General features: G+C 66.2%; 18 protein-coding genes. 6 read left to right on the top strand and 12 right to left on the bottom strand.

Annotated features, from left to right (window positions below):
• The first annotated feature begins 34 nt into the window (after nt 1-34).
• Genes FG323_RS03605 through FG323_RS03585 form a run of 5 tightly spaced genes read left to right on the top strand, consistent with a single transcriptional unit; the run spans nt 35 to nt 3987 of the window.
• Nucleotides 35-970: an FKBP-type peptidyl-prolyl cis-trans isomerase gene (locus FG323_RS03605; protein WP_141453071.1), complete on the top strand. Its 936-nt coding sequence runs from the start codon at nt 35-37 to the stop codon at nt 968-970.
• Nucleotides 971-1001: 31 nt separating this feature from the next.
• Nucleotides 1002-2354, top strand: coding sequence for a UDP-glucose/GDP-mannose dehydrogenase family protein (locus tag FG323_RS03600; RefSeq protein ID WP_141453070.1), 1353 nt, complete (start codon nt 1002-1004; stop codon nt 2352-2354).
• Nucleotides 2344-2577 (top strand): SlyX family protein, encoded by a 234-nt coding sequence (locus FG323_RS03595; RefSeq protein WP_141453069.1) that lies wholly within the window; start codon nt 2344-2346, stop codon nt 2575-2577. The genes FG323_RS03600 and FG323_RS03595 overlap by 11 nt, the downstream gene beginning before the upstream one ends.
• Nucleotides 2578-2634: 57 nt before the next feature.
• Nucleotides 2635-3270 (top strand): DUF2058 family protein, encoded by a 636-nt coding sequence (locus tag FG323_RS03590; RefSeq protein WP_141453068.1) that lies wholly within the window; start codon nt 2635-2637, stop codon nt 3268-3270.
• Nucleotides 3271-3279: 9 nt separating this feature from the next.
• Nucleotides 3280-3987, top strand: coding sequence for an alpha/beta fold hydrolase (locus FG323_RS03585; RefSeq protein ID WP_141453067.1), 708 nt, complete (start codon nt 3280-3282; stop codon nt 3985-3987).
• On the opposite strand, the gene FG323_RS03580 is transcribed toward FG323_RS03585, so the two are convergent.
• The 6 genes from FG323_RS03580 to FG323_RS03555 form a co-directional block, all read right to left on the bottom strand.
• The gene (locus FG323_RS03580) at nt 3984-5138 is read right to left on the bottom strand and encodes an MFS transporter (protein WP_141453265.1); all 1155 of its coding nucleotides are present in this window, start codon (nt 5136-5138) and stop codon (nt 3984-3986) included. The genes FG323_RS03585 and FG323_RS03580 overlap by 4 nt on opposite strands.
• A 20-nt stretch (nt 5139-5158) precedes the next feature.
• A complete protein-coding gene (locus FG323_RS03575) occupies nt 5159-5851 on the bottom strand; it encodes a hypothetical protein (protein ID WP_141453066.1) in 693 nt (230 codons plus the stop codon).
• A gap of 528 nt (nt 5852-6379) precedes the next feature.
• On the bottom strand, nt 6380-9076 hold the full coding sequence (gene metH / locus FG323_RS03570; protein WP_141453065.1) for a methionine synthase: 2697 nt from the start codon (nt 9074-9076) through the stop codon (nt 6380-6382).
• The gene (locus FG323_RS03565; RefSeq protein ID WP_141453064.1) at nt 9076-9675 is read right to left on the bottom strand and encodes a short chain dehydrogenase; all 600 of its coding nucleotides are present in this window, start codon (nt 9673-9675) and stop codon (nt 9076-9078) included. The genes metH and FG323_RS03565 overlap by 1 nt, the downstream gene beginning before the upstream one ends.
• A 5-nt stretch (nt 9676-9680) precedes the next feature.
• Nucleotides 9681-10769, bottom strand: coding sequence for a homocysteine S-methyltransferase family protein (locus tag FG323_RS03560; protein WP_141453063.1), 1089 nt, complete (start codon nt 10767-10769; stop codon nt 9681-9683).
• Nucleotides 10766-11695, bottom strand: a complete 930-nt coding sequence (locus tag FG323_RS03555) for a metalloregulator ArsR/SmtB family transcription factor (protein WP_141453062.1) — start codon at nt 11693-11695, stop codon at nt 10766-10768. Before FG323_RS03555 ends, FG323_RS03560 begins: the two co-directional genes overlap by 4 nt.
• 139 nt (nt 11696-11834) lie before the next feature.
• On the opposite strand from FG323_RS03555, the gene FG323_RS03550 reads away from it, so the two are divergent.
• Complete coding sequence (locus FG323_RS03550) at nt 11835-12983, top strand: acyl-CoA dehydrogenase family protein (protein WP_141453061.1); 1149 nt, start codon at nt 11835-11837, stop codon at nt 12981-12983.
• Between the two features lie 133 nt (nt 12984-13116).
• On the opposite strand, the gene FG323_RS03545 is transcribed toward FG323_RS03550, so the two are convergent.
• The 6 genes from FG323_RS03545 to FG323_RS03520 all read right to left on the bottom strand — a co-directional run bounded on the left by FG323_RS03545 (nt 13117) and on the right by FG323_RS03520 (nt 23759).
• A complete protein-coding gene (locus FG323_RS03545; RefSeq protein WP_141453060.1) occupies nt 13117-14043 on the bottom strand; it encodes a hypothetical protein in 927 nt (308 codons plus the stop codon).
• Nucleotides 14044-14060: 17 nt separating this feature from the next.
• Nucleotides 14061-17234 (bottom strand): efflux RND transporter permease subunit, encoded by a 3174-nt coding sequence (locus FG323_RS03540; RefSeq protein ID WP_141453059.1) that lies wholly within the window; start codon nt 17232-17234, stop codon nt 14061-14063.
• A gap of 12 nt (nt 17235-17246) precedes the next feature.
• Nucleotides 17247-18383 carry an efflux RND transporter periplasmic adaptor subunit gene (locus FG323_RS03535; protein WP_220094121.1) on the bottom strand — a complete coding sequence of 379 codons (1137 nt, stop codon included), beginning with the start codon at nt 18381-18383 and terminating at the stop codon, nt 17247-17249.
• Nucleotides 18384-18686: 303 nt separating this feature from the next.
• Nucleotides 18687-21851 carry a multidrug efflux RND transporter permease subunit gene (locus FG323_RS03530; protein WP_141453057.1) on the bottom strand — a complete coding sequence of 1055 codons (3165 nt, stop codon included), beginning with the start codon at nt 21849-21851 and terminating at the stop codon, nt 18687-18689.
• A 12-nt stretch (nt 21852-21863) separates the two neighbouring features.
• Nucleotides 21864-23069, bottom strand: a complete 1206-nt coding sequence (locus FG323_RS03525; RefSeq protein WP_141453056.1) for an efflux RND transporter periplasmic adaptor subunit — start codon at nt 23067-23069, stop codon at nt 21864-21866.
• 15 nt (nt 23070-23084) lie between these two features.
• Nucleotides 23085-23759 (bottom strand): TetR/AcrR family transcriptional regulator, encoded by a 675-nt coding sequence (locus FG323_RS03520; RefSeq protein WP_141453055.1) that lies wholly within the window; start codon nt 23757-23759, stop codon nt 23085-23087.
• Nucleotides 23760-23994 lie beyond the last annotated feature (235 nt).

Here is a 23994-nt window from a genome sequence, read left to right as displayed (position 1 = left end):
GCCGCCATCGCGGCAAGTTGCGAGGAGTCGAGGGATGAAGCGGTCGGTGCGCGGTTTTGCCGCGGTTGTGGCAATCACTTTTTCGATGCTGGGAGGCAGCGTGTCTGCACAGGAAAAAACCGCGCTGGCGAATGAGCGCGAAAAGGTCAGCTACTCGGTCGGCCTGGATCTGGGTCAATCGTTCGAACCGATTGCGAAGTTCATCGACCTGGCCGCGTTCGAGCGCGCCATGAAGAACGCGATGGATGGTGGCAAGCCGCTGATCAGCCAGGAAGAGGCGCAGGCCACCGACCAGGCGCTGCGGATCAATCTGGCCGCCAGCCAGGGCCAACAGATCCCGGGCATGCCGCCGGGCAGCCCGCCACCGGCCGTGGCCAAGGACAAGGTCGGCCTGATGCTGGGCAGCTACATGGTCGGCCCGTCACTGGCTCCGCTGAAGCAGGATCTCGACATGGCGGTGGTGATGCAGGGCATGCGCACCGCGCTGGACAAGAGCGCCAAGCCGCTGCTGACAGCCGAAGACGCCAAGGCGACCATGGAAGCCTTCATGATCCGCCGGCAGAGCGAGAGTGCGCAGCGCAACCGCAACGAAGGCAGCAAGTTCCTGGCCGAGAACAAGGCCAAGAAGGGCGTCATCACCACGCCGTCGGGCCTGCAGTACATGGTGCTGCGCGAAGGCAACGGCGCGCGTCCGACCCCGAGCAGCCGCGTGCGCGTGAACTATGTCGGCGCGCTGCTCGACGGCACGGTGTTCGACAGTTCCTACGATCGTGGCCAGCCGGCTGAGTTTGGCCTGAACCAGGTGATCCCCGGCTGGACCGAGGGCGTTTCGCTGATGCCGGTCGGCGCCAAGTACCGTTTCTGGATTCCCGGCGACCTCGCCTATGGCAAGGAAGGCGCGCCCGGCGGCAAGATCGGGCCGGATGCCACGCTTACTTTTGACGTTGAGTTGATGGGCATCCTGCAATAAAGCCCGTTCTCCCCCACAACGGAATTCCAGCATGCGAGTAGCGATCTTCGGCACCGGTTACGTCGGCCTGGTGACGGGTACCTGTCTGGCCGAGGTCGGCCACGACATCATCTGCGTCGATATCGATGCCGCCAAGGTCGAAGGCCTGAACAATGGTGTCATCCCGATCTACGAGCCCGGGCTGGAACCGATGGTCAAGGCCAACCATGCCGCCGGCCGCCTGCGTTTCACCACCGAAGCGGCAGAAGCGATCGCGCACGGCGAGGTGATCTTCATCGCCGTGGGCACGCCGCCGGACGAGGATGGCAGCGCGGATCTGCAGTACGTGCTGGCGGTGGCCCGTACCATCGGCCAGCACATCCAACGGTCGACCGTGGTGGTCGACAAGTCGACGGTGCCGGTCGGCACTGCCGATCGCGTGCGCGACGCGATCCAGGCGGAGCTGCGAGAGCGCGGTGTCGAGATCCCGTTCGACGTGGTCTCCAATCCGGAATTCCTGAAGGAGGGCGACGCGGTCAAGGACTGCATGCGCCCGGATCGCATCGTCATCGGTGCCAACAACCCGGGCGCCGTCGAGAAGCTCAAGCGCCTGTACGCGCCGTTCAACCGCAACCACGAGCGCATCGTGGTGATGGACGTGCGTTCGGCGGAACTGACCAAGTACGCGGCCAACGCGATGCTGGCGACCAAGATCAGTTTCATGAACGAGATCGCCAACATCGCCGAGCGCGTCGGTGCCGACATCGAGCACGTCCGCCAGGGCATCGGCTCGGATCCGCGTATCGGCTGGTACTTCATCTATCCGGGCGCCGGCTATGGCGGTTCCTGCTTCCCCAAGGACGTGCAGGCGCTGGCCCGCACCGCCCAGCAACACGGCTATACGCCGCGCCTGCTCGATGCCGTGGAAGAGGTCAACGACGCCCAGAAGGGACACCTGTACGAATTGATCCAGCGCCACTACGACCGTGGCGAGGACGAGGGCGTGCGCGGTCGCACCTTCGCGGTGTGGGGGCTGGCATTCAAGCCCAACACCGACGACATGCGCGAAGCCTCCAGCCGCCGCCTGCTGGCGCAGTTGTGGGAGGGCGGCGCCAAGGTTCGCGCCTACGATCCGGAAGCCAGCCATGAAGCGCGCCGCATCTTCGGCGAGCGCGATGATCTGGTGCTGTGCGACTCCGCCGCGTCCGCGCTGGACGGTGCCGATGCGCTGGTGGTGGTGACCGAGTGGAAGCAGTTCCGCAGCCCGGATTTCTCCCGGCTCAAGAGCCTGCTCAAGGACGCGGTGATTTTCGACGGCCGCAATCTCTACGAGCCGGCCGAAGTCGAACAGGCCGGCCTCGCGTACTACGGCATCGGCCGCGGACGTTCCAGCCATGCCGAGTGACCTGTTCGCGCAGGACCGGCTGGAACAGCGCCTGGTCGAACTGGAGACGCGCCTGACCTTCCAGGAGCAGGCCATGGCCGAGTTGAGCGAGGCCCTGGCCGACGCCCGCGCCGAGAGCGGGCGCAACACCGAGTTGCTGATGAACCTGCTGTCGGACCTGCGCAAGCTGCGCGGCGAGCTGTACGCCGATCCTGCCGACGAACCGCCGCCGCCGCATTATTGATACGCTTGGCACCGCGCCCGCCACGGGCGCGCTGTGTTCACCGCCGAATTTCACGCAATGAGCGATTCCCTCCGCGATCAACTCCTCGGCCTGGGCTTCAAACCCGCGCCGAAACCCGAGCGCAAGCCGCAGGCCGGCCAGCAGCATCCGAACAAGCCCCAGGGCAGGCATCCCGGCAAGCCGGGACAGACCCACAAGGGGAAGCCGGGCGGCAAACCCGGCAAGCCGCATCCGGCGGCGGGCCAGGGCAGGACCGGCAAGCGCGAGGGCGACATCGATCTCGCCAAGGCCTATGCGATCCGCGCGCAGAAGGAAAAGGACGACCGCATCGAGGCCGAACGCCAGAAACAGGAAGAGGCGCGCCTGCGCCGCGAGGCCAAGGCGCGGCTGGAAAGCCTGCTGAAGGACCAGGCGCTGAACGATCCGGCGGCGGAGATCGCGCGGCACTTCCCCTATGGCGGCAAGATCAAGCGCATCTACGTCAACGAAACCCAACTCAAGGCGCTCAATGCGGGCGAACTGGGCGTGGTCCAGTTGAATGGCCGCTACCTGCTGGTGACCGCGGAGGTGCTGGCGCAGGCCGAGGCCGCGTTCGCGCCGGCGGTCGCGCTGAAGGTCGATCCTGATGCGCCGGCCGAAGCCGATCCCTATGCGGATCCGAAGTTCCAGGTACCGGACGATCTGGTCTGGTAAGCCGCTCCGGTGAACACGCGGGCGCCGACGCTGTGCCTGCTGCCCGGGCTGGATGGCACCGGGCGCCTTTACCGGAATCTGGCCCGACGCCTGGAAGCGGATTTCGAGGTCCGCACGCTGGCCTATGACAGCCGCCGGTTTGATGGTTATTCGCCGTTGGCCGATGCGCTCGCACCGCAGTTGCCCCGGGATCGCGACTTCGTCCTGATCGCCGAATCCTTTGCCGGCCCGCTGGCGGTCGAACTTGCGGGCCGACGTCCGCAGGGACTGCGCGCGGTGGTGCTGGCCGCGAGCTTCGTGTCCTCGCCGTTGCCGGCCAGTCGCCTGTTGGCTGGTGTGCTGGAACATCTGCCGGCGACGCTGCCGCCCGGTCTGTTGCTGGAACGGATGCTTGCCGGTCGCGGCGCGGGTGGCGAACTGAGGGCGGAATTGCAGGCAGTACTGCGGGCCATCCCGACGGAAGTGCTGCGCCGCCGCGCGCTGGCGGCCCTGCGCAGCGACGCGGGAAAGGCGCTGGCGAGCCTGCAAGTGCCGATGCTGTATCTGCAAGGGACGCGGGATCGCCTCATCGGCCGGCGGGCTGGGAACCAGGTGCTTCAACTGGCGCGGGATGCCGAGTTGCGCCGGATCGAGGGGCCGCATTTCCTGTTCCAGGTGTCCGCCGACGCCGCGGTCGCGGCGATTGCCGGATTCCTCGAACGGCGAGGGCTTGCCTAGTCTCCCGGAAGACGGGCGGACTGGCGCGGGGGCACCAGCCAGCGCCACGCGATGAGCGCGGCAAGCAGGGCGAAGCCACCCGCGGCGGCGAACGCCACCGAGCCGCTGAAACGCCACAACTGGCCGGCGATCAGGGCGCCGGCCACGCCGCCGACACCCGAGGACAAGCCATAGAAGACGCCCTGGCCGTGGCCATTGAGGCGGCCGGGGAAGAACCGCGCGAGCAGTTGCATCGCGGCGGCGAAGAAACCACCGAAGTTGAGCGCATGGGTGATCTGCGCCAGTCCCAGCAACCAGACGTTGTCCGGCCAGAGCGCGGTCGCCCACCAGCGCAGGGCGGCGCTGAACATCGCCACCGCCATTACCTTGCCGGCGTCCCAGCGCCGGAAAATCCGCGCCGACAGGAAGAACACCGCGATTTCGGCGAGTACGCCGACCGTCCAGAACAGGCCCAGGCGGGAGGCGGAATAGCCGTGCTCGCCCAGGTAGATGGCGAAGAACGTGTAGTAGGGGCCGAACGAGATCTGGGTGAGGAAGGCGGCGACGAAGAATGCGCGCACGGCGGGTTGTCGCAGGCGTTCCCGGACACCGGCCTGGTCCGGGGAATCCGCTTCCCGCGGGGGATGCTCGTAATGGTTGGCGTAAGCCGAAGCCAGCAGCGCGATCAGCAACGGCAGCATCAGCCAGGGCAGACTGCCGGCACCGAAACGGTCGAGCAGGGGCCCATAGGAGGAGACCACCACGATGAAACCGACCGAACCCCAGACCCGCACCTGACCGTAGCGATGCGGCTGCGCGGCGAGATGGCCCAAGGTGATGGATTCGAACTGCGGCATCACCGCGTTGTAGGCGAAGCAGAACGCGCACATCACCACGAACAGGCCGGTGAATCCCAGCGGCAGCAGGAAGAGCGCGAACGCCAGCAGGGTCAGCCAGCATCCCAGGTGCAGCCAGTGGATGGGGCGCGGCGAACGTGCCGCCAGCGTGGTCCAGGTGCTGGGCGCGAGTATGCGGGTGGCATACCACAGGCTCATCAGCACGCTGATTGCGCCGACCTGCATGCCACGCGATTGCAGGAACAGGCTCCAGTAGGGCGAGAACGCACCCAGTGCGGCGTAGTACGCGAGATAGAAGCTGGACAGCCGCGCCATCGGAACGGCGGCCGACGGTGTCACAGCAGATCCTGCACGGGGGCAGCCAGCAGTTCGCGGGTGCCGTGCGCCAGCCGGCGCAGGTGCGAGATGCCCAGATCGCGGATCAGCGAGTGGGTCTGGTGCGGCAGCGGCGAATCGTAGAGATCGTGCGGGGCCACGTTCTTGCCCGGCACGCCGGGAACGAATTCCAGTCCGGTGGCGGCATAGCAGTGCTGGACCAGCGCCGAACAGTACAGCGCGCCTTCCTTGGCCAGCAGATTGTCGCGTTGGCGCAGGCGGGTGCTGTGCAGGGCGAACAGCGTGCCGACCAATTCGCCCAGTGAATAGCTGGACAGGCCAGCCAGCAGTTCCAGCCCGGCGATCTGCACTTGGCGGATTTGCGTCTCGTCCAGTCCGAAGTCCAGCACGGCGAGGTTGGGAAACGTCTCCTCGTCGAAATAGCGGGCCAACCGGTTTTCCTGCACACCGAGGCGAATCTGGCGGTAGCGCAGATCCAGATCCGACTCCAGCACCCACCAGTGCCCGTCCACGCGCTGTTCCATGAAGATGAATGCGTGCGACCACAGGCTGCGATGGCCATCATCCGTCAACGGCGCCTGCGCCTTGCGAATCAGCTTGTTGATCCAGTCGCGCCCACCGGAAAGGCCGATCCGGCCCGGCGCGGCATGCTTGAGCAGGAAGGCAGCGTTGGTGCTCTGGGCAGCGTCCATGCGGAGGCGATGCGGTAGGGAACGCGGATCCTAAACGATGCGCGCTGGACAAGCTTGCCGCGGCATGATGCGGTGTGTTTTCCAACCGTGTTGTTCCACAAGGCGCGGGTAGCCCCCTTGACCAGCCATTCGGCTGTTGAAAGCGAAAAAGGGGCGGACGCCTGCGGAGCAGGTGACGGGGGATTTGCTTTTGGCGCTAAAAGCACATCCCCCTCAATCCCCCTTTTGCGTTTTCAACAGCCGAATGGCTGGTCAAGGGGGAGGCAAAAGTCGAGCCTTTCCCCCGAATCCCGGCGTTCAACGGCTGCGTAGCCGGTCATGCCGAATCCCGGTAGCCCCCTTTGAAAAAGGGGGCGGGCACCTGCGAAGCAGGTGACGGGGGATTTGCTTCTGGCGCCAAAAGCAAATCCCCCTCAATCCCCCTTTTGCGTTTTCAGCAGCCGAATGGCTGGTCAAGGGGGAGGCAAAAGCCGAGCCTTTCCCGATTCCCGATTCCCGATTCCCGATTCCCGATTCCCGATCCCGGCCTCAATCCGGGTCGTAATCCAGATTGGAAGCCAGCCAGCGTTCGGCCTGGGCCAGGTCCACGCCCTTGCGGCGCGCATAATCGGCGACCTGTTCCTTGGACAGGCGGCCGACCACGAAGTACTGGCTCTGTGGATGGCTGAAGTAGTACCCCGAAACCGCCGCGGTCGGCAGCATGGCGAAGCTTTCGGTCAGGGTCATGCCGGCGTTGGCGCCGGCATCGAGCAGTCGGAACAGCGTGGCCTTCTCGCTGTGTTCCGGACAGGCCGGATATCCCGGTGCGGGACGGATGCCGCGGTAGCCTTCGGCGATCAGCGTTTCGTTGTCCAGCGATTCGTCGGCGGCAAAGCCCCAGAACTCGGTGCGCACGCGCTGGTGCAGGCGTTCGGCGAAGGCTTCGGCCAGGCGATCGGCCAGCGCCTTGAGCAGGATCGCGTTGTAGTCGTCGTGATCGGCCTCGAAGCGCGCCACATGCTCATCGATGCCGATGCCGGCGGTGACCGCGAACATGCCGATCCAGTCGGCCTTGCCCGATGCCCGTGGCGCGATGAAATCGGCCAGGCAGAAGTCCGGGCGTTCGACCGGCTTGTCGACCTGCTGGCGCAGGAAATGCAGGGTCTGCGGACCGCCTTCGGTCTGGATGACGACGTCGTCGCCGGTCGACTGCGCCGGCCACAGGCCGAACACGCCGCGCGCGGTCAGCCAGCGTTCGCGGATGATCCGGTCCAGCATCGCCCGCGCATCCCGGTACAACTCGCTGGCCTGCGGGCCAACGACCTCGTCGGTCAGGATGGCCGGATACTTGCCGGCCAGTTCCCAGGCCTGGAAGAACGGTGTCCAGTCGATGTATTCGACCAGTTCGGCCAGCGGATAATCATCCAGCGCGGTGATGCCGGGCTGGCGCGGCGCGGGCGGGTCATAGGTGTCCCAGCCACCATCGAACTTCTGTCCACGCGCCTTTTCCAGCGACACCAGCCGCTTGGCATCGCCACGGTTGCGGTGGCGCTGTCGGATCTCGGCGTAGTCGGCGTCGTTGGCGGCGACGAAGGCCGCGCGCATGTCGCGCGAGATCAGCGACTGCGCCACGCCGACCGCGCGCGAGGCGTCCTTCACCCACACGGTCGGTGCGTCGTAATGCGGATCGATCTTCAGCGCGGTGTGGGCGCGCGAGGTGGTCGCGCCGCCGATCAGCAGCGGCAGGGAAAAACCCTGGCGCTGCATCTCGCGGGCGACATGGGTCATTTCCTCCAGCGAGGGCGTGATCAGGCCGGACAGGCCGATGATGTCGGCGTTCTCGGCACGGGCGGTATCGAGGATCTTCTGCGCCGGCACCATCACGCCCAGATCGACCACGTCGAAGTTGTTGCAGGCCAGGACCACGCCGACGATGTTCTTGCCGATGTCGTGGACGTCGCCCTTGACCGTGGCCATCACGATCTTGCCATTGGACTTGCCGGCGTCGCCGGTCTTCAGCTTTTCCGCCTCGATGAAGGGCAGCAGGTAGGCCACGGCCTTCTTCATCACCCGCGCCGATTTCACCACCTGCGGCAGGAACATCTTGCCGGCGCCGAACAGGTCGCCGACCACGTTCATGCCGTCCATCAACGGCCCTTCGATGACGTCCAGCGGCCGCGTGGCCTGCTGTCGCGCTTCCTCGGTGTCCTCCTCGACGAAGGCGTCGATGCCGTGCACCAGCGCGTGCGCCAGGCGCTCGCGCACCGGCTTGCCGCGCCAGGCCAGGTCCTCGGTCTTGCTTTCGCCCTTCTTGCCCTTGTAGCGGTCGGCGATTTCCAGCAGCCGCTCGGTGGCGTCGCGGCGGCGGTTGAGGATGACGTCCTCCACCCGTTCGCGCAGTTCCGGTTCCAGGTCGTCGTAGATCGGCATCGCGCCGGCGTTGACGATGCCCATGTCCATGCCCGCCTGGATGGCGTGGTACAGGAACACCGAGTGGATGGCCTGGCGCACCGTCTCGTTGCCGCGGAACGAGAACGAAACGTTGGAGACGCCGCCGGACACGTGGCAGTGCGGCAGGGTACGCTTGATGACGCGGGTGGCCTCGATGAAGTCCACCGCGTAGTTGTCGTGTTCCTCGATGCCGGTCGCGACCGCGAAGATATTGGGATCGAAGATGATGTCTTCCGGCGGGAAGCCGACCTGTTCGGTCAGGATCCGGTAAGCGCGCGTGCAGATCTCCACCTTGCGTTCGCAGGTATCGGCCTGGCCGGTCTCGTCGAACGCCATGACCACGGCGGCGGCGCCGTAGCGCAGGACCTTGCGGGCGTGCTCGATGAAGGCTTCCTCGCCTTCCTTCAGCGAGATGGAGTTGACCACGCCCTTGCCCTGCAGGCATTTCAGGCCGGCTTCGATGACGGTCCACTTGGAGGAGTCGACCATCACCGGGATGCGGGCGATGTCCGGCTCGGAGGCGATCAGGTTGAGGAAGCGGCTCATCGCCTTCTCGGAATCGATCAGGCCCTCGTCCATGTTGACGTCGAGGATCTGCGCACCGCTGGCGACCTGCTGGCGTGCGACCTCGACCGCCTCCTCGTAGCGCTCCTCCTTGACCAGCTTGCGGAACTGCGCGCTGCCGGTGACGTTGGTGCGTTCGCCGACGTTGACGAACAGCAGGTCCGGGGTGATGACCAGCGGTTCGAGCCCGGAGAGGCGGGTATAGCGGGGCGGGGATGTGTTGTTGTCCATTACCAGACCTTGTAGACCTGTCCTGTCTGCACGCCTTCGATGCTGCGCTGGAAGGCCAGCGCGGCGCGGGCGGCGGAAACCGGCTCGAAGCCGGGGAAGAAATCGGCGTAGGCGTGCCACGCTTCGCTGAGCACGGTGGGGCTGACCGCGTTGATGCGCAGTCCACGCGGCAGCTCACAGGCGGCGGCGCGGACGAAGCCCTCGACCGCGGCGTTGACCGCGGTGGCGTTGGCGCCCTGGCGGATCGGCTGCTCGGCGAGGATGCCGGTGGTCAGCGTGATCGAACCGCCGTCCTGGAGATGGTGCTGGCCGATCAATGCCAGCCGCACCTGGCCCAGCAGCTTGTCCTGCAGGCCGGCGTCGAACTGGGCGGCGGTCATCCCGTCCAGGGGACCGAAATGCACGCTGCCGGCGGCGCTGACAATGGCGTCGATCCGTCCGGTCGCGGCGAACAGGGCACCCACGCTGGCGTCATCGCGCAGATCGACGCGATGCTCGCCGCTGTTGCGGCCCGCGGTGATCACCTGGTGGCGCTCGCCCAGATGCTGGGCCACCGCGCGCCCCAGGGTGCCGCTGGCCCCGACCACGAGAATCTTCATGCGCGTCAGGCCACCCGGGCCAGTGGCTGCTTCAGGCGCCGCGGCGGAACTCCCGCCACCGCCTCGGCGATGGCCTGGATGTGCGCGGGCGAGGTGCCGCAGCAGCCGCCCACCAGGTTCAGCAGCCTGGACTGTGCGAACTCCTTCAGCGTGGCCGCCATTTCCTCCGGCGTTTCGTCGTATTCGCCGAAGGCGTTGGGCAGGCCGGCGTTGGGATGGGCACTGACGTAGCCGTCGGCCACGTTGGCCAGGGTCTCCACGTGCTCGCGCAGATCGCGCGCGCCCAATGCGCAGTTCAGGCCGATGGACAGCGGTCGGCTGTGCGCCATGGAGGTGTAGAACGCTTCCGCGGTCTGCCCGGACAGGGTGCGCCCGGAGGCATCGGTGATGGTGCCGGAGATCATGATCGGCAGGCGCGCGCCACGGGCATCGAAGGCTTCCTCGATCGCGAACAGCGCGGCCTTGGCGTTGAGGGTGTCGAAGATGGTTTCCACCATCAGGCAGTCCGCGCCGCCGTCGATCAGGCCGTCGATGGCCTCGCGATAGGTGGTCCGCAGTTCGTCGAAGCTGGTGTTGCGAAACCCCGGGTCATTGACGTCGGGGCTGATCGAGGCGGTGCGGCTGGTCGGGCCGAGTACGCCGATGACGAAACGCGGCTTGTCCGGCGTCTTCGCCTCGATCGCATCGCAGCAGGCGCGCGCGACCTGCGCGCCTGCCTTGTTGAGTTCGTAGACCAGGTGTTCCAGGTGGTAGTCGGCCTGGCTGACCGCGGTCGCGTTGAAGGTATTGGTCTCGACCAGGTCCGCGCCGGCTTCCAGGTAGGCGGTGTGCACGCCGGCGATGACCTCGGGTTTGGTCAGCAGCAGCAGATCGTTGTTGCCCTTCAGATCATGGCCGCAACCCGGGCCATGCCCGTGATCCGGTTGTCGGCTGTCGAAGCCGTCCACGAACCGTTCGCCACGATAGTCGGCTTCCTGCAGTCTGTGGCGCTGGATCATGGTGCCCATCGCGCCGTCGATGATCAGGATGCGTTGCTCGAGGGCGTCGAGCAGCAACCGCACGCGCTGCGGGTGCAGCCAGGGAAGGGGGTTCATGGTTTGACTCCCAGCAGGGAAATGACTTCGAAATGCGGCGGACGGCGTTCGCGGGTCACGGTCTCGGCGCTCACGATCTGCAGCCCGGCCTTTTCGGCGAACTTGCGCAATTCCTTCTCGGTGAAACCGAGATTGACGTGGCCGTAGGACTCGACCACCGCGCGGTGCTCGTGTTTGCCCAGGCTGCTCAGCAGCAGGCGGCCTCCCCTGCGCAGCACGCGCGCGGCCTCGGCGACCGCCTGGGCCGGCTTGCTGGCATAGGTCAGCGCATGCATCAGCACCACCAGATCGAAACTGCCGTCCTTGAAGGGCAGGGCGTGCATGTCGCCCTCGCGCACCTCCACATTGGGAAAACGGCGCAGCCGCTCGCCGGCGGCGGCGACCACGCGCGCGCTGGTGTCGATGCAGACATAGCGGTGCGAATGCGGCGACAGCAGTTCCGCCAGCACGCCGTCGCCGGAGGCGATGTCGAGCACGTCGCCGGTTTCCAGCAGGGGCAGGGCGGTGCGCGCCAGCGCTTCCCAGGTGCGGCCCGGGGAATAGTGGCGTTCCATGTCGCCGGCGACCGAATCGGCCCAGTTCTGGTCGGCGGCGCGGCTGGCCAGCACCGCCGGCAGGCGCTCGGCGTCCTGGCGCAGCAGGGGATCGTCGCTGCCTTCTTTCAGCGCCCGCCACAAGTCCCGCTGGGCCGGATCCAGTTTGTCCTCGTCGAAGCGATAATAGGCGGACACGCCGGCGCGCCGGTCGCGCACCAGGCCGGCCTCCTTGAGCTTGGCCAGGTGGGTGGACACGCGGGGCTGGGCGAGCTGGGTGATGGCGGAGAGCTCGGCCACGGTCAGTTCCTCGCCGGACAGCAGGGCGAGCAGCCGCACGCGGGTGGCATCGGCGAAGACCTTGAGTCGGGTGGACCAGGCTTCCAGATCCATAAATATCTTCCTATCGCGATATAGAGATATTTTCCGCCTGACACCGGGTCTGGTCAAGCGGTACATACGCCAGCGCATGGTGTGGGGTCGCCGGGTTACAATTGGTATTCAAAATATTTTGGAGTGAGGGGTTTTAGCCGTGGATTTCGCATTCACCGAAGAGCAGTTGATGATCCAGGACGTGGCGCGCCGGATCGCCCAGGAAAAGATCGCCCCCAGTGCGGAGCACCACGACAAGACCGGCGAGTTTCCGCTGGAGAACATCCGCCTGCTCGGCGAGAACGGCCTGATGGGCATCGAGGTGCCGACCGAGTACGGCGGCGCCGGCATGGACCCGATTGCCTACGTGCTGGCGATGGTCGAGATCGCCGCCGGCGATGCGGCCCACTCGACCATCATGTCGGTGAACAACTCGCTGTTCTGCAACGGCATCCTCAAGTTCGGCACCGAAGCGCAGAAGCAGAAGTACGTGCGCGCGATTGCCGAAGGCAAGGAAATCGGCGCCTTCGCGCTGACCGAGCCGCAGTCCGGTTCCGACGCCACCGCCATGCGCTGCCGCGCGGTCAAGCAGGCCGACGGCAGCTACGTGATCAACGGCAAGAAAAGCTGGATCACCTCCGGGCCGGTCGCCAAGTACATCGTGCTGTTCGCGATGAGCGAGCCGGACAAGGGCGCGCGCGGCATCACCGCGTTCCTGATCGATACCGGCAAGGCGGGCTTCCATCGCGGCAAGACCGAACCCAAGCTGGGCATCCGCGCCTCGGCCACCTGTGAAATCGAGTTCACCGACTACGTGGCACCCGCCGAGGATGTATTGGGTGCCGAGGGCGAGGGCTTCAAGATCGCGATGGGCGTGCTGGATGCCGGTCGCATCGGCATCGCTTCGCAGGCCATTGGCGTGGCCCGTGCAGCCTATGAGGCGACGATCGCCTATGTGAAGGAGCGCAAGGCCTTCGGTGCGCCGATTGGCACCTTCCAGATGACCCAGGCCAAGATCGCCGACATGAAGTGCAAGCTGGACGCGGCGCTGCTGTTGACCCTGCGCGCGGCCTGGGTGAAGGGCCAGGACCAGCGTTTCAGCAACGAGGCGGCGATTGCCAAGCTGACCGCCTCCGAGGCGGCGATGTGGATCACCCACCAGGCCGTGCAGATCCACGGCGGCATGGGCTACTCCAAGGAAATGCCGCTGGAGCGCTATTTCCGCGACGCCAAGATCACCGAGATCTACGAAGGCACCAGCGAAATCCAGCGCCTGGTCATCGCCCGCAACGAGACCGGCCTGCGCTGAGCCGGCCGCGCCTTTCCGCTCCCAAGGGACGGAAGGACCCGGATGAGAAACCCCGGCTTGCCGGGGTTTTTTCATGGCCCGGTGCTGCCGAACCGCGCCGGCAAACCGTCCGGTCGGTGCCGGAAAGCCGGAATCAATCGGAATCGACAACGAACCGGAATGGATCGGGCGGATCGACGAAGCGGACTGTGCGGAGGCGTCCGGTCTCCACGAAACGTTCCCCGTCGATGCGATGGTCGATCAGGCGGGCGCCGATAGGCTGCCCGTTTTCATCGCGGACACGGTGGACGGCGGGGAACGAGAGTTGTCCATCCGGTGTGGCGGTCACGGCCGCGCAGGAGGTAAACAGCCCAGGCAGGCGATACAGTCGGGCCCCCGCAGACAATGGGTCGACGAGCAGGAAGAGCGGAATCTCGGAGACACCGGCATCCTCGTCGCCGGGATGGCTTTCGATGCAGAACAGGGCCGGGCGATCACCGTGGCGCGATGCCACGTGCAGGTCGACGTACATCGGGTGATGCGTTGCGGACGTCTCTTCGCCGAATGTCCGCGCGTCGTCGAAACGAAAGCTGCGTTCACCCACCGTGACGCCATCGTACGCAAGCCACACGTCGACGTCCTGGCCATCGATGTACGGCTGGAAGCGCGCACGCGGATCCTCGATTTTCTCCCGGCCGTACGCTTCCCTGCTGACGTAGATATTGCGGACCGAATGCCCCCGTTCCGAGTACGCCGGCGCGGTGAACACGCGGCCGGGCTGCCCGGCGAACAACTCCGCGTAGCCATGGCCGGTGGCGCTGCCGTAGATCGTCCGCGCAATTGCCGTTCCGGGGATGAGTACCGGCAACATCATGGCCAGCAGCAGAAGCACCTGGCCGGAGACCGACCGGCGGCGCCGGGATTCGTGGGACATGGTGTCGCGTGGAAGCAGGGAAAGGAGATGCCAGCCTGTGCCGGTGCGCCGGCCGACACCATCGGAGGATTCCCAAACCGCTTCGCGACCCAGCGGGAACACCAATGAAAAAGCCCCGGCATGGCCGGGGCTTTTCCTTGCAATCACGACGGATTCGTCGTCTTTCAGTGCCCGGGCGCGGGTTCGCTGGGCAGGGCCGGCGGAGCGGTTTCTCCCGCATGGGCACGTTCACGGGAATGATCGCGGGCCAGGTACAGGTAGAACGCCGGCAGCACGAACAGGGTGAACATGGTGCCGATGGTCATGCCCGAGGCGATCACCACGCCCATCGAGAAGCGCGACGCGGCGCCCGGGCCGGTGGCGATCAGCAGCGGGATCATCGCGAACACCAGCGCGGCGGTGGTCATCAGCACCGGGCGCAGGCGGATGGCGGCCGCTTCCTCGATGGCTTCGCGCTTGGACAGGCCGCGATCGATCTGCAGCTTGTTGGCGAATTCCACGATCAGGATGCCGTGCTTGGAGATCACGCCGACGAGCGTCACCAGGCCCACCTGGGTGTAGATGTTGATGCTCATCCCGGGGAATGCCTCGATACCCATCATCTGCAGGACCTGCGCAGCCAGCGCCAGCACGTTCAAGGTCAGCAACGCGCCGCAGATCGCCATCGGCACGGTCAGCAGCATGATCAATGCGTCGCGGAAGCTCTCGAACTGCGCCGACAGCACCAGGAAGATCACGATCAGGGCCAGTACCAGGGTCATCAGCATGGCCGAGCCCTCCTGCTTGAACTGGCGCGATTCGCCGGCGTAGTCGACCGAGTAGCCCTGCGGCAGCACCTCCTTGGCGGCCTGATCCAGGATGGCCAGCGCCTCGCCCTTGCTGACGCCCGGACGCGGCGCGAACGTGATCGACACTGCATTGAGCTGCTGGAAGCGCTTGAGCGACTGCGGCTGCGCGCTTTCCTTCAGGGTCACGATGGTCGACAGCGGCACAAGTTCGCCATCACGGGTACGGGTGTAGTAATTCTCGAGATCGCTGGCGTTGAGGCGGTCGTTGCGCTGCACCTGCGGAATCACCAGGTACGAGCGGTTCTGCATGGCGAAGCGGTTGGTGTAGCCGCCTGACAGCATGGCCGACATGTCGGCCGCCAGCGTCCGCATGTCGATGCCGAGGCTGGCCGCCTTGTCGCGGTTGATCTCCACCTCGATGCGCGGCTTGTCGATCTTCAGGTCCTTGTCCAGGAAGATGAAGCGCTTGCTGGCCATGGCCTTCTGCAGGATGGTGTCGGCCAGTTCATTGAGCTGGCTCAGTTCGCCCACGCCGCCGATGATGAACTCGCCGCCGCCGTCGCCGCCCGCGCTGGGCAGGGACGGGGGCACCAGCGCGAACACGTTCAGGCCGCTGACGCCGCTCATCTTCGGCTGCAGTTCCTGTTCCAGCACCGCCTTGGTCGAACGCTCGCGCTGGCTCCAGGGCTTGAGCACGAAGCCGGCCATGGCGCTGGGGCTGGCGCCGCCGCCGCTGCCGCCGAAGCCGCCGTTGAACAGGAAGTAGTCCTGGATCTCGGGCACGCCTTTGGCAATCGTGGTGACTTCCTCGGTGTAGCGCTCCACGTAGTCCAGGGTGGAGTAGGGATCGGCGCTGGCGATGGAGAAGATGAAGCCTTCGTCTTCCAGCGGCGCCGGTTCCTGCGGCGCGGAGGTGTACAGGAAGGCGCACGAGGCGAGCACCAGCAGGCCGAAGATGCCGATCACCGCCTTGGTTTCCAGGGTGCCGTGCAGGCGACGCTGGTAGCTGCGGTGCAGGGTCTCGAAGCGGGCGTCCAGCCACTTCTCCAGCTTGCCCTTGCCGCCGGCGCTGTGCGGCTTGAGGATCTTGGCGCACATCATCGGGCTGAGGGTCAGGGCGATCACGCCCGACAGCAGCACCGATCCGGCCAGGGTGAAGGCGAACTCGGTGAACAGCACGCCGGTCAGGCCACCCTGGAAACCGATGGGCAGGTAGACCGCGACCAGGGTGGTGGTCATCGCCACCACCGGCCAGGCCAGTTCGCGCGCGCCCTTGATCGAGGCATCGTACGGCGACATGCCCTCCTCGATGTGGCGGTGGATGTTCTCCAGCACGATGATGGCGTCGTCCACCACGATGCCGATCGCCAGCACCATCGCCAGCAGGGTCAGCAGGTTGATGGTGAAGCCCATCAGCAGCATCAGGAACAGCGCGCCGACCAGCGACAGCGGCACGGTCACCGCCGGAATCAGCACGCTGCGCAGCGAGCCCAGGAACAGGAAGATCACCACGATCACGATGATCACCGCTTCGACGATCGTGCTGACCACCTCGTCGATGGCGTCCTGGATGGACTCGGTGCTGTCGTAGGGAATCGTCGCCTTGATACCTTCCGGCAGCTGCGGCACGATTTCGCCGTCCCACAGCTTGCGCACGTCCTTGATCACGTCCAGCGAGTTGGCGTCCGGGGCGACGAAGATACCCATGAAGGTCGCCGCCTCGCCGTTGATGCGGACCGAGGTGCCGTAATTCTCCGAGCCCAGGACCACGTCGGCGACGTCGCCCAGGCGCACGATCGCGCCGTTCTCCTCGCGCACGATCAGGCGGCGGAACTCGTCCGCGTTGCGCAGATCGGTACGCGCGGTCATGTCGATCGCGACCATCTCGCCCTTGGTCGAACCCACCGCCGACAGCACGTTGTTGTTCTGCAGGGCGCTGGCGACGTCGCTGGCGGTGACCCGCAGCGCGGTCATCCGATCGGGCTTGAGCCAGACACGCATGGCGAAGGTGCCGGCGCCGAGGATGTCGGCGCGCTGCACGCCGGACACGGTCACCAGCTTGGGCTGGACGACGCGGGTCAGGTAGTCGGTGATCTGGTTGTTGTCCAGGGTCTCGGAGGCGAACGACACGTACATCGCCGCGATCTGCTGGCCCTGCTGCAGATCGATCACCGGGTCCTCGGACTCCGGCGGCAGCTGGCCGCGCATCTTGTTGACCTTGGCGGCGATCTGGGTCAACGCCTCGTTCGGATCCTGGTCCAGGCGGATGTAGGCCTGGATCAGGCTGACACCGGCCGAGCTGGTCGAGCTGAGATACTCGATGCCTTCGGCGCTGGCGACTTCACGCTCCAGCGGGGTGGTGATGAAGCCCTGGATCAGGTCGGCGTCGGCACCGTAGTAGGTGGTACTGATATTGACCACCGCGTTGCGCAGTTCCGGATACTGGCGCACGTTCAATTCGGTGAACGAGCGCAGCCCGAACAACAGAATGAACAGGCTGACGACGACCGCCAGCACCGGTTTGTTGATGAAGATGTCGGTGAATTTCATCGCCGGGCTCCGTCAACGGTTTTCCGGCGCCGGCGCGGCATTCGCGCTGGGCTGGACCTTGTTGTTGATCACCACCTCGGCGTCGTTGCGCAGCTTCAACAGGCCCGTCGTGGCCACCCGTTCGCCGGCCTTGAGGCCTTCGGTGATCGCGATCAGGTCGCCGCGGGTGGTGCCGGTCTTGACGAAGCGCTGCTTGACGATCAGCTTCTTGCCGGTGAGCGGCTTGCCCTGCATGTCGGTCTCGCCCTTGGCGCGGGCGACTTCCTGGATCACGTAGACCGCGTTGCCGTAGGGATTGAAGCTGACCGCGGTCTGCGGCACCACCACCACGTCCTGCGCACTGCCGGTATCGAAGCCGACATGGGCGAAGGTGCCCGGACGCAGGGCGCTGTCGGGGTTGGCCAGGGTCGCCTGGACCTTGAAGTTGCGGGTGGCCGCGTCGACCAGCGGTTCCACCGCGGTGACCTCGCCTTCGAACACCTGGCCGGGCAGGGCGTCGACGGTGGCGCGAATCCGGCTGCCGCGGGTCACCTGGCCGACCCGCTGCTCGGGCAGGGTGAAGTCGAGATAGATCGGATCCAGCGTCTGCAGGGTGACGATCGCGTCGCCCGGGTTCAGGTACTGGCCCAGGCTGACCTTGCGGATGCCGAGCACGCCACTGAAAGGCGCGGTGATGGTCTTCTGCGCGATCAGGGCGCGCTGCGCCTCGACCTGGGCCTGCGCGGTGGCGGCCTGGGTGCTGCGCTCCTCGGCGTCGGCCTGCGAGACCAGCTTGTCGCGGGCCAGCGCCTGCCAGCGGTCGCGCTGGACCGCGGCCAGCTTGGCCGAGGCTTCCAGCGAACGCAGCACCGCCAGTTCATTGGCCGTGTTCAGTCGCGCCAGCACCGTGCCGGCCTTGACCGGCTGGCCGACGTTGATCGAAAGCTCGCGCACCACGCCGCCGGCCTCGGTGGTCACGTCGGTGCCCTGGATGGCGACGAAGGTGCCGACCGCCTGTTGGGCGTCAACCCAGCGTTCCTGCTTGGCGGTCCAGTCGGTCACCGTGGAGGCCGGCTGCGGCATGTTGTCGAAGAAATCATTCATCCCCTTGCTGAAGACGGCCTTGGCGATGAATACGCCGCCGAAGATCAGCGCAACGGCGAGCAGCATCAGCACCATGCGCAGAAGGGTGGAAGGGGGTTTCCGTGCAGTGGCGTTCCGTGTCATGGCGGGCATCGATGGTGGGGGATTCAGGAAGACGACGAACGGGCGGGGCCCGGATCGACATCTTGGATCGCGCGATTATCACGGGATGAGACGGTGGGCCGGAAGGGAAGGAAGTCACTTCTGGCGATTTGAATAATGACCATTACAAAAAAGGCCCTTGTACCGCGCGCGCCTTGAATCGTATCCGCCAGAAACGGAAAACCCCGGCCAGGCCGGGGTTTCCGTATGCGTTGGCACGCCTTGGCGTCAACGCGACGTGGGCACGTTGTGCGCCTCCAGGTATTCGCGGGACGGTTCGTCCATCTTGTCGCCGAGCACGCGCCGCACCGCGACGAAGAACACCGGGATCAGCAGCAGGCCCAGGAACGTCGCCGCCAGCATGCCGCCGATCACGCCGGTACCGATGGCGTGGCGGGCGTTGGCGCCGGCGCCGGACGAGATCGCCATCGGCAGCACGCCCATGATGAACGCGAACGAGGTCATCAGGATCGGGCGGAAACGCAGGTGGGCGGCGGTGATCACCGCATCCCGCAAGGTCTTGCCCATCTTGCGCTCCATGACCGCGAACTCGACGATCAGGATGGCGTTCTTGGCGGCCAGGCCGATGATGGTGATCAGGCCGATCTTGAAGAAGATGTCGTTCGACAGGCCGCGCATCATGGTGAAGGCCAGCGCGCCCAGGGCGCCCAGCGGAACCACCAGCAGCACGGCCACCGGAATCGACCAGCTCTCATACAGCGCCGCCAGGCACAGGAACACCACCACGATCGACAGCACCATCAGCAGGGTGGCGCTGTTGCCGGCCAGGATTTCCTGGTACGACATGCCGCTCCAGTCATAGCCGAAGCCCTGCGGCAGATCGTTGGTCACGATGTTCTCCATCGTGGTCATCGCCTGGCCGGAGGAACTGCCCGGGGCGGCCGCACCGTTGATGTTGACGGCGGCATAGCCGTTGTAGCGCGACAGCGACGGCGGCACCGAACCCATCTCCGAATGGACCACGGTCGACAGCGGGATCATCGCGCGTCCGCCGCTGGCGTCGGTCTGCAGGCTGCTGGGCGTATAGATGCGGCCCAGCGATTCGGCGCCCGTACGGTACGGCGCATCGGCGCGCATGTTCACGCGCTTGATGCGGCCCTGATAGAAGAAGTCGTTGACGTACACCGGGGCCAGCATCAGCTGGATCGAAGTGTAGATGTCGCCGACCGACAGTCCCATCGCCTGGGCCTGCACGCGGTCCACGCTGAGTTGCAGCTGCGGGGCGTTTTCCAGGGTGTTCGGGCGCACGCCGACCAGGGTCTTGTCCTGTGCCGCCTTGCCGAGCAGGGTGTTGCGGGCGGCCAGCAGCGCGGCCTCGCCAGCGCCGCTGCGATCCTGCAGCCACATGTCGAAGCCGCCGAACTGGCCCAGGCCCTGCACGGTGGGCAGGTTGACCACGAAGATCTGCGCGCCCTTGATGCCATACAGCGCGCCATTGGCCTGCTGGATGAAGTCGGTGACCACGACCTCGCGCTCGTCCCACGGCTTGAGTTTGATGAACGCCATGCCGACGTTCTCACCCTGGCCCAAGAAGCTGAAGCCGGACACCTGCATCATCCCCTCGAAGCCTTCCATCTGGCTGAGGGTGCCGCGGATCTGGGTGAACACCTCGTTGGTCTTGCTCATGGTGTTGCCCGGCGGCAACTGAACGATCGCCAGCGCGTAGCCCTGGTCTTCCTCGGGCAGGAAGCTGCTCGGGATGCGGGTGAACAGGAAGCCGCACAGCACGGTCAGCAGCGCGAACACCACCATCCAGCGCGGGGTGTGCCGGATCGCCGCGCCGATATGGCCGACGTAGGTCTTCTCGACCTTGCCGTAGTACTTCTCGAACAGGCGGAAGACGATGTTCTTCTTCTCGTGGCTGTCATGTTCGTGCTGCTTGAGGAAGCTGGCGCACAGGGCCGGGGTGAAGCCCAGCGCGAGGAACGCCGAGAACGCCATCGAAATCGCGATGGTCAGCGCGAACTGCTTGTAGATCTCGCCCGAGGCGCCGCCCTGCAGCGCGGACGGGATGAACACCGCCGCCAGCACCACCGTGATCGCGATGACCGCGCCGGTGATCTGGTCCATCGCCTTGATGGTGGCCTCGCGCGGCGGCAGCTTCTCTTCCGCCATGATGCGCTCGACGTTCTCGATCACCACGATCGCGTCGTCGACCACGATGCCGATCGCCAGCACCAGCGCGAACATGGTCAGCTGGTTGATGGTGAAGCCGATGACGCTCAGGCCCCAGAACGTGCCCAGCAGGGCGACCGGGATGACCAGGGTGGGGATGATGGTGGCGCGGAAGTTCTGCAGGAAGATCAGCATCACCAGGAACACCAGCAGGATCGCCTCGAACAGGGTCTTGACGACTTCCTCGATCGAGATGGTCACGAAGGTGGTGGTGTCGTACGGCGAGAACCAGGACACGCCCTGCGGGAAGCTGGGCTGCAGCTCGTCCATCTTGGTGCGCACGGCCTCGGCCACGTTCAGCGCGTTGGCGCCCGGCAGCAGCTGGATGGCGAAGGCGCCGACCGGCTTGCCGTTGTACTGGGTGTCGAAGCCGTAGTTCTGGGCGCCGAACTCGACCCGCGCCACGTCCTTCAGGCGCACGGTGGAACCGTCGCTGTTGGCGCGCAGGATGATGTTCTCGAACTGCTCGGGCGAAGTGAACCGGCCCTCGGCCGACACGGTCGCGGTGAACGCCTGGCCCTCCGGTGCCGGATCGGAACCGACCGAACCGGCGGCGAACTGCACGTTCTGGCCCTTGACCGCCGCCAGCACTTCGCTGGAGGACAGGTTGTAGCCCTGCAGCTTGCCCGGATCCAGCCACAGGTTCATGGCGTACTCGGAACCGAAGTGCTGGGTGCTGCCGACGCCGGGGATGCGCGAGACCTGGTCAAGCACGCGCGAGGCCAGGATGTCGTTGAGGTGGTTGCGATCCACCGCCGGATTGTCCGACTGCAGGCCGACCACCATCAGGAAGCCGGCGTTGGCCTTGGCCACCACCACGCCCTGCGCGGTCACCTCGGAGGGCAGGCGCGGGGTCGCCAGCGCGACCTTGTTCTGCACCTGGACCTGGGCGATGTCGGCGTCGGTGCCGGTCTGAAAGGTCAGGGTGACCGTGGCGCGACCGGAAGAACTCGACGTGGAACTGAAATACAGCAGGTTGTCGATACCGGTGAGCTGTTGTTCGATGACCTGGGTCACCGAGCGCTCGGTGGTCTCGGCGCTGGCGCCGGGATAGCTCGCGCTGACCGTCACCTGCGGCGGGGCGATGGAGGGATAGGACTCAACGCCCAGGTTGAGGATCGAGATCACGCCCGCGAGCGAGATCAGGATCGACACGACCCAGGCGAAGACCGGATGATTGATGAAAAACTTGGGCATGGGGGCGGATCCTTATTCGGCCTTGCCTTCCGGCTTCGCGCCTTCGGCGGCCGCGGGCTTCTGGCCCGCCGCGGCACCCGGCTGGGCCGGCTTGGCGCCGGCTGCCACGGGTTTGGCGGGCGCGCCTTCGCGAACCTTCTGCAGGCCGTCGACGACGACCTGGTCGCCGGCGGCCAGGCCGCTGGTGATCAGCCAGTTGGCGCCGACGGCCTGCTTGGCATCCACCGGCTTGCGCACCACCTTGCCGTCCTGGCCGACGACCATCGCATAGGCGCCCTGGGTGTCGCGCTGGATCGCGCCCTGCGGGATCAGGAAGGCATTGTTCTGCTGACCCAGGGTGGCGCGCAGGGTGACGAACGCGCCCGGCAGCAGCTTGCGATCCGGGTTGGGCAGGGTGGCGCGCAGCGAGACGCTGCCGGTGGCGGGGTCCACCACCACGCCGGAGAAATCCAAGGTGCCCGGCTGGTCGTAGATCGCGCCGTCGGCGAGCTTGACCTGGACCTGGGCGGTGCCGGTGTCGGACAACTGCACGTTGCCGCCGCTCTGGGCGCTGCGCAGCGCCTCGAGTTCGGCGGCGCTGATCGAGAAGTTGACGTACAGCGGATCGAGCTGATCGACGGTGGTCAGCAGGGTGGCCTCACCCTGGCCGACCAGCGCGCCCTCGGTCACCTGCTGCTTGCCCGCACGGCCGGAAATAGGCGCGGTGACGCTGGCGTAGCCCAGGTTGATGCGGGCGGTCTCGACGTTGGCGCGGGCCTGCTGGACCGCGGCGGCGGCACTGCGTTCGGCGGCCTCGGCGTTGTCCAGATCGGACTTGGAGACGAATTTCTGCGGTGCCAGCTGGCGGGCGCGATCGGCGGAGACCTTGGCGTTGGCGTAGGTCGCCTGCGCCGAGGCCAGGTTGGCCTGCGCCGCGCTCAGCGAAGCGCGCAGCGGCGCCGGATCGATCTGGAACAGCACCTGGCCTTCCTTCACGTCGGTGCCTTCCTGGTACACGCGCTTGACCAGCACGCCGGAGACGCGGGCGCGCACGTCGGAACTGCGGACCGGCGACAGCCGGCCCACCAGGTCGCGCTCGAGCGGAACGGTCTGCGGGTTGGCCTTGACCACGCCGACTTCGGGTGGCGGCATCTGCGGCTGTTCCTGGTTCTTGCTGCAGGCAGCCAGTGCCAGCGCGAGGGCACAGCAAAGGGCGACGGAACGGACGGGGGCGGTCATCGGTGGAGCTCCGTGTCAGATTTGGAATTCTTGGGGTTTGGAGGGGGCATCCGCTGCTGCCGCCGCCATGCCGATGGCGGGCGGGAAGGCGCGGAGGAACCCGTCGACGGCGAACTCGGCCCAGCGGCGTCGGGCCGCGAGGCTGCGTCGATGCGGTACGGCGAAGCGCTGCCGTTCGAAATCAAGGCCGGTAATCATGCTCAGCAGCAGCTCGGCCGCCAGGTGCGGGTCGTCCTGCTTCAGCAGGCCGCGTTCCATGGCCGAGGCGAGCCAGCGGGCAAGCCGTTCCGTCAGCCGCTCGCAACCGTCCCGGTACAGCGCTTTCGCCTCTTCGGGAAACTGGTGGGCCTCCGCGGTGAGCAACTGGCTGGTTGCGACCACCGAAGGATCGCACAGGTGGGCCAGATGCTCCATCGCGAAGGCGAGCAGGGTCCCGCGGACATCGTTGCCGGTACCGGGGCCGTCTTCCAGGCGAACGGTGGTCAGGTCCAGGTGCTCGTCGATCATGCTGCGCAGGAGCGCCTGCTTGCTGCCGAACTGGGCGTACAGGGTCTGCTTCGAGCAGCCGGCCCGGGCGGCTACGGCATCCATGCTGATCCGGAATCCCTGCTCGGCCAGCAGTTCGCGGACGGCCGCGTGCACGCGCTGCCGTCGCTGGATCGCGGCGAAGGAGGGGAGGACGGACGACATAAGGCGCTGGACTATACCGTCCAGTTTAGAATTTGAACAGCCTTTCGAATTGGCGTGGAACGTGGGCAAAGGGAACCGTTCATGCTCGGGCCCGAGTGGCTTGCCTATGGACGTTCCCATTGGCGGGCGCATGGGCGGGCGGGGGCGGATCGCATGCCGGGAAAACCGGCGTGGAGAAAACGCGATGAGGTGAATCGCCTAGTCCTTCGTCTTGTGCTTTGCAACCCCTTCTTAT

The organism is Pseudoxanthomonas sp. z9 (genome assembly GCF_006542425.1).
In the GTDB taxonomy this organism is placed as follows: domain Bacteria; phylum Pseudomonadota; class Gammaproteobacteria; order Xanthomonadales; family Xanthomonadaceae; genus Pseudoxanthomonas_A.
The sequence above is the reverse complement of the archived record's forward strand: the minus strand, read 5'-3'. Positions and strand labels throughout refer to the sequence as shown.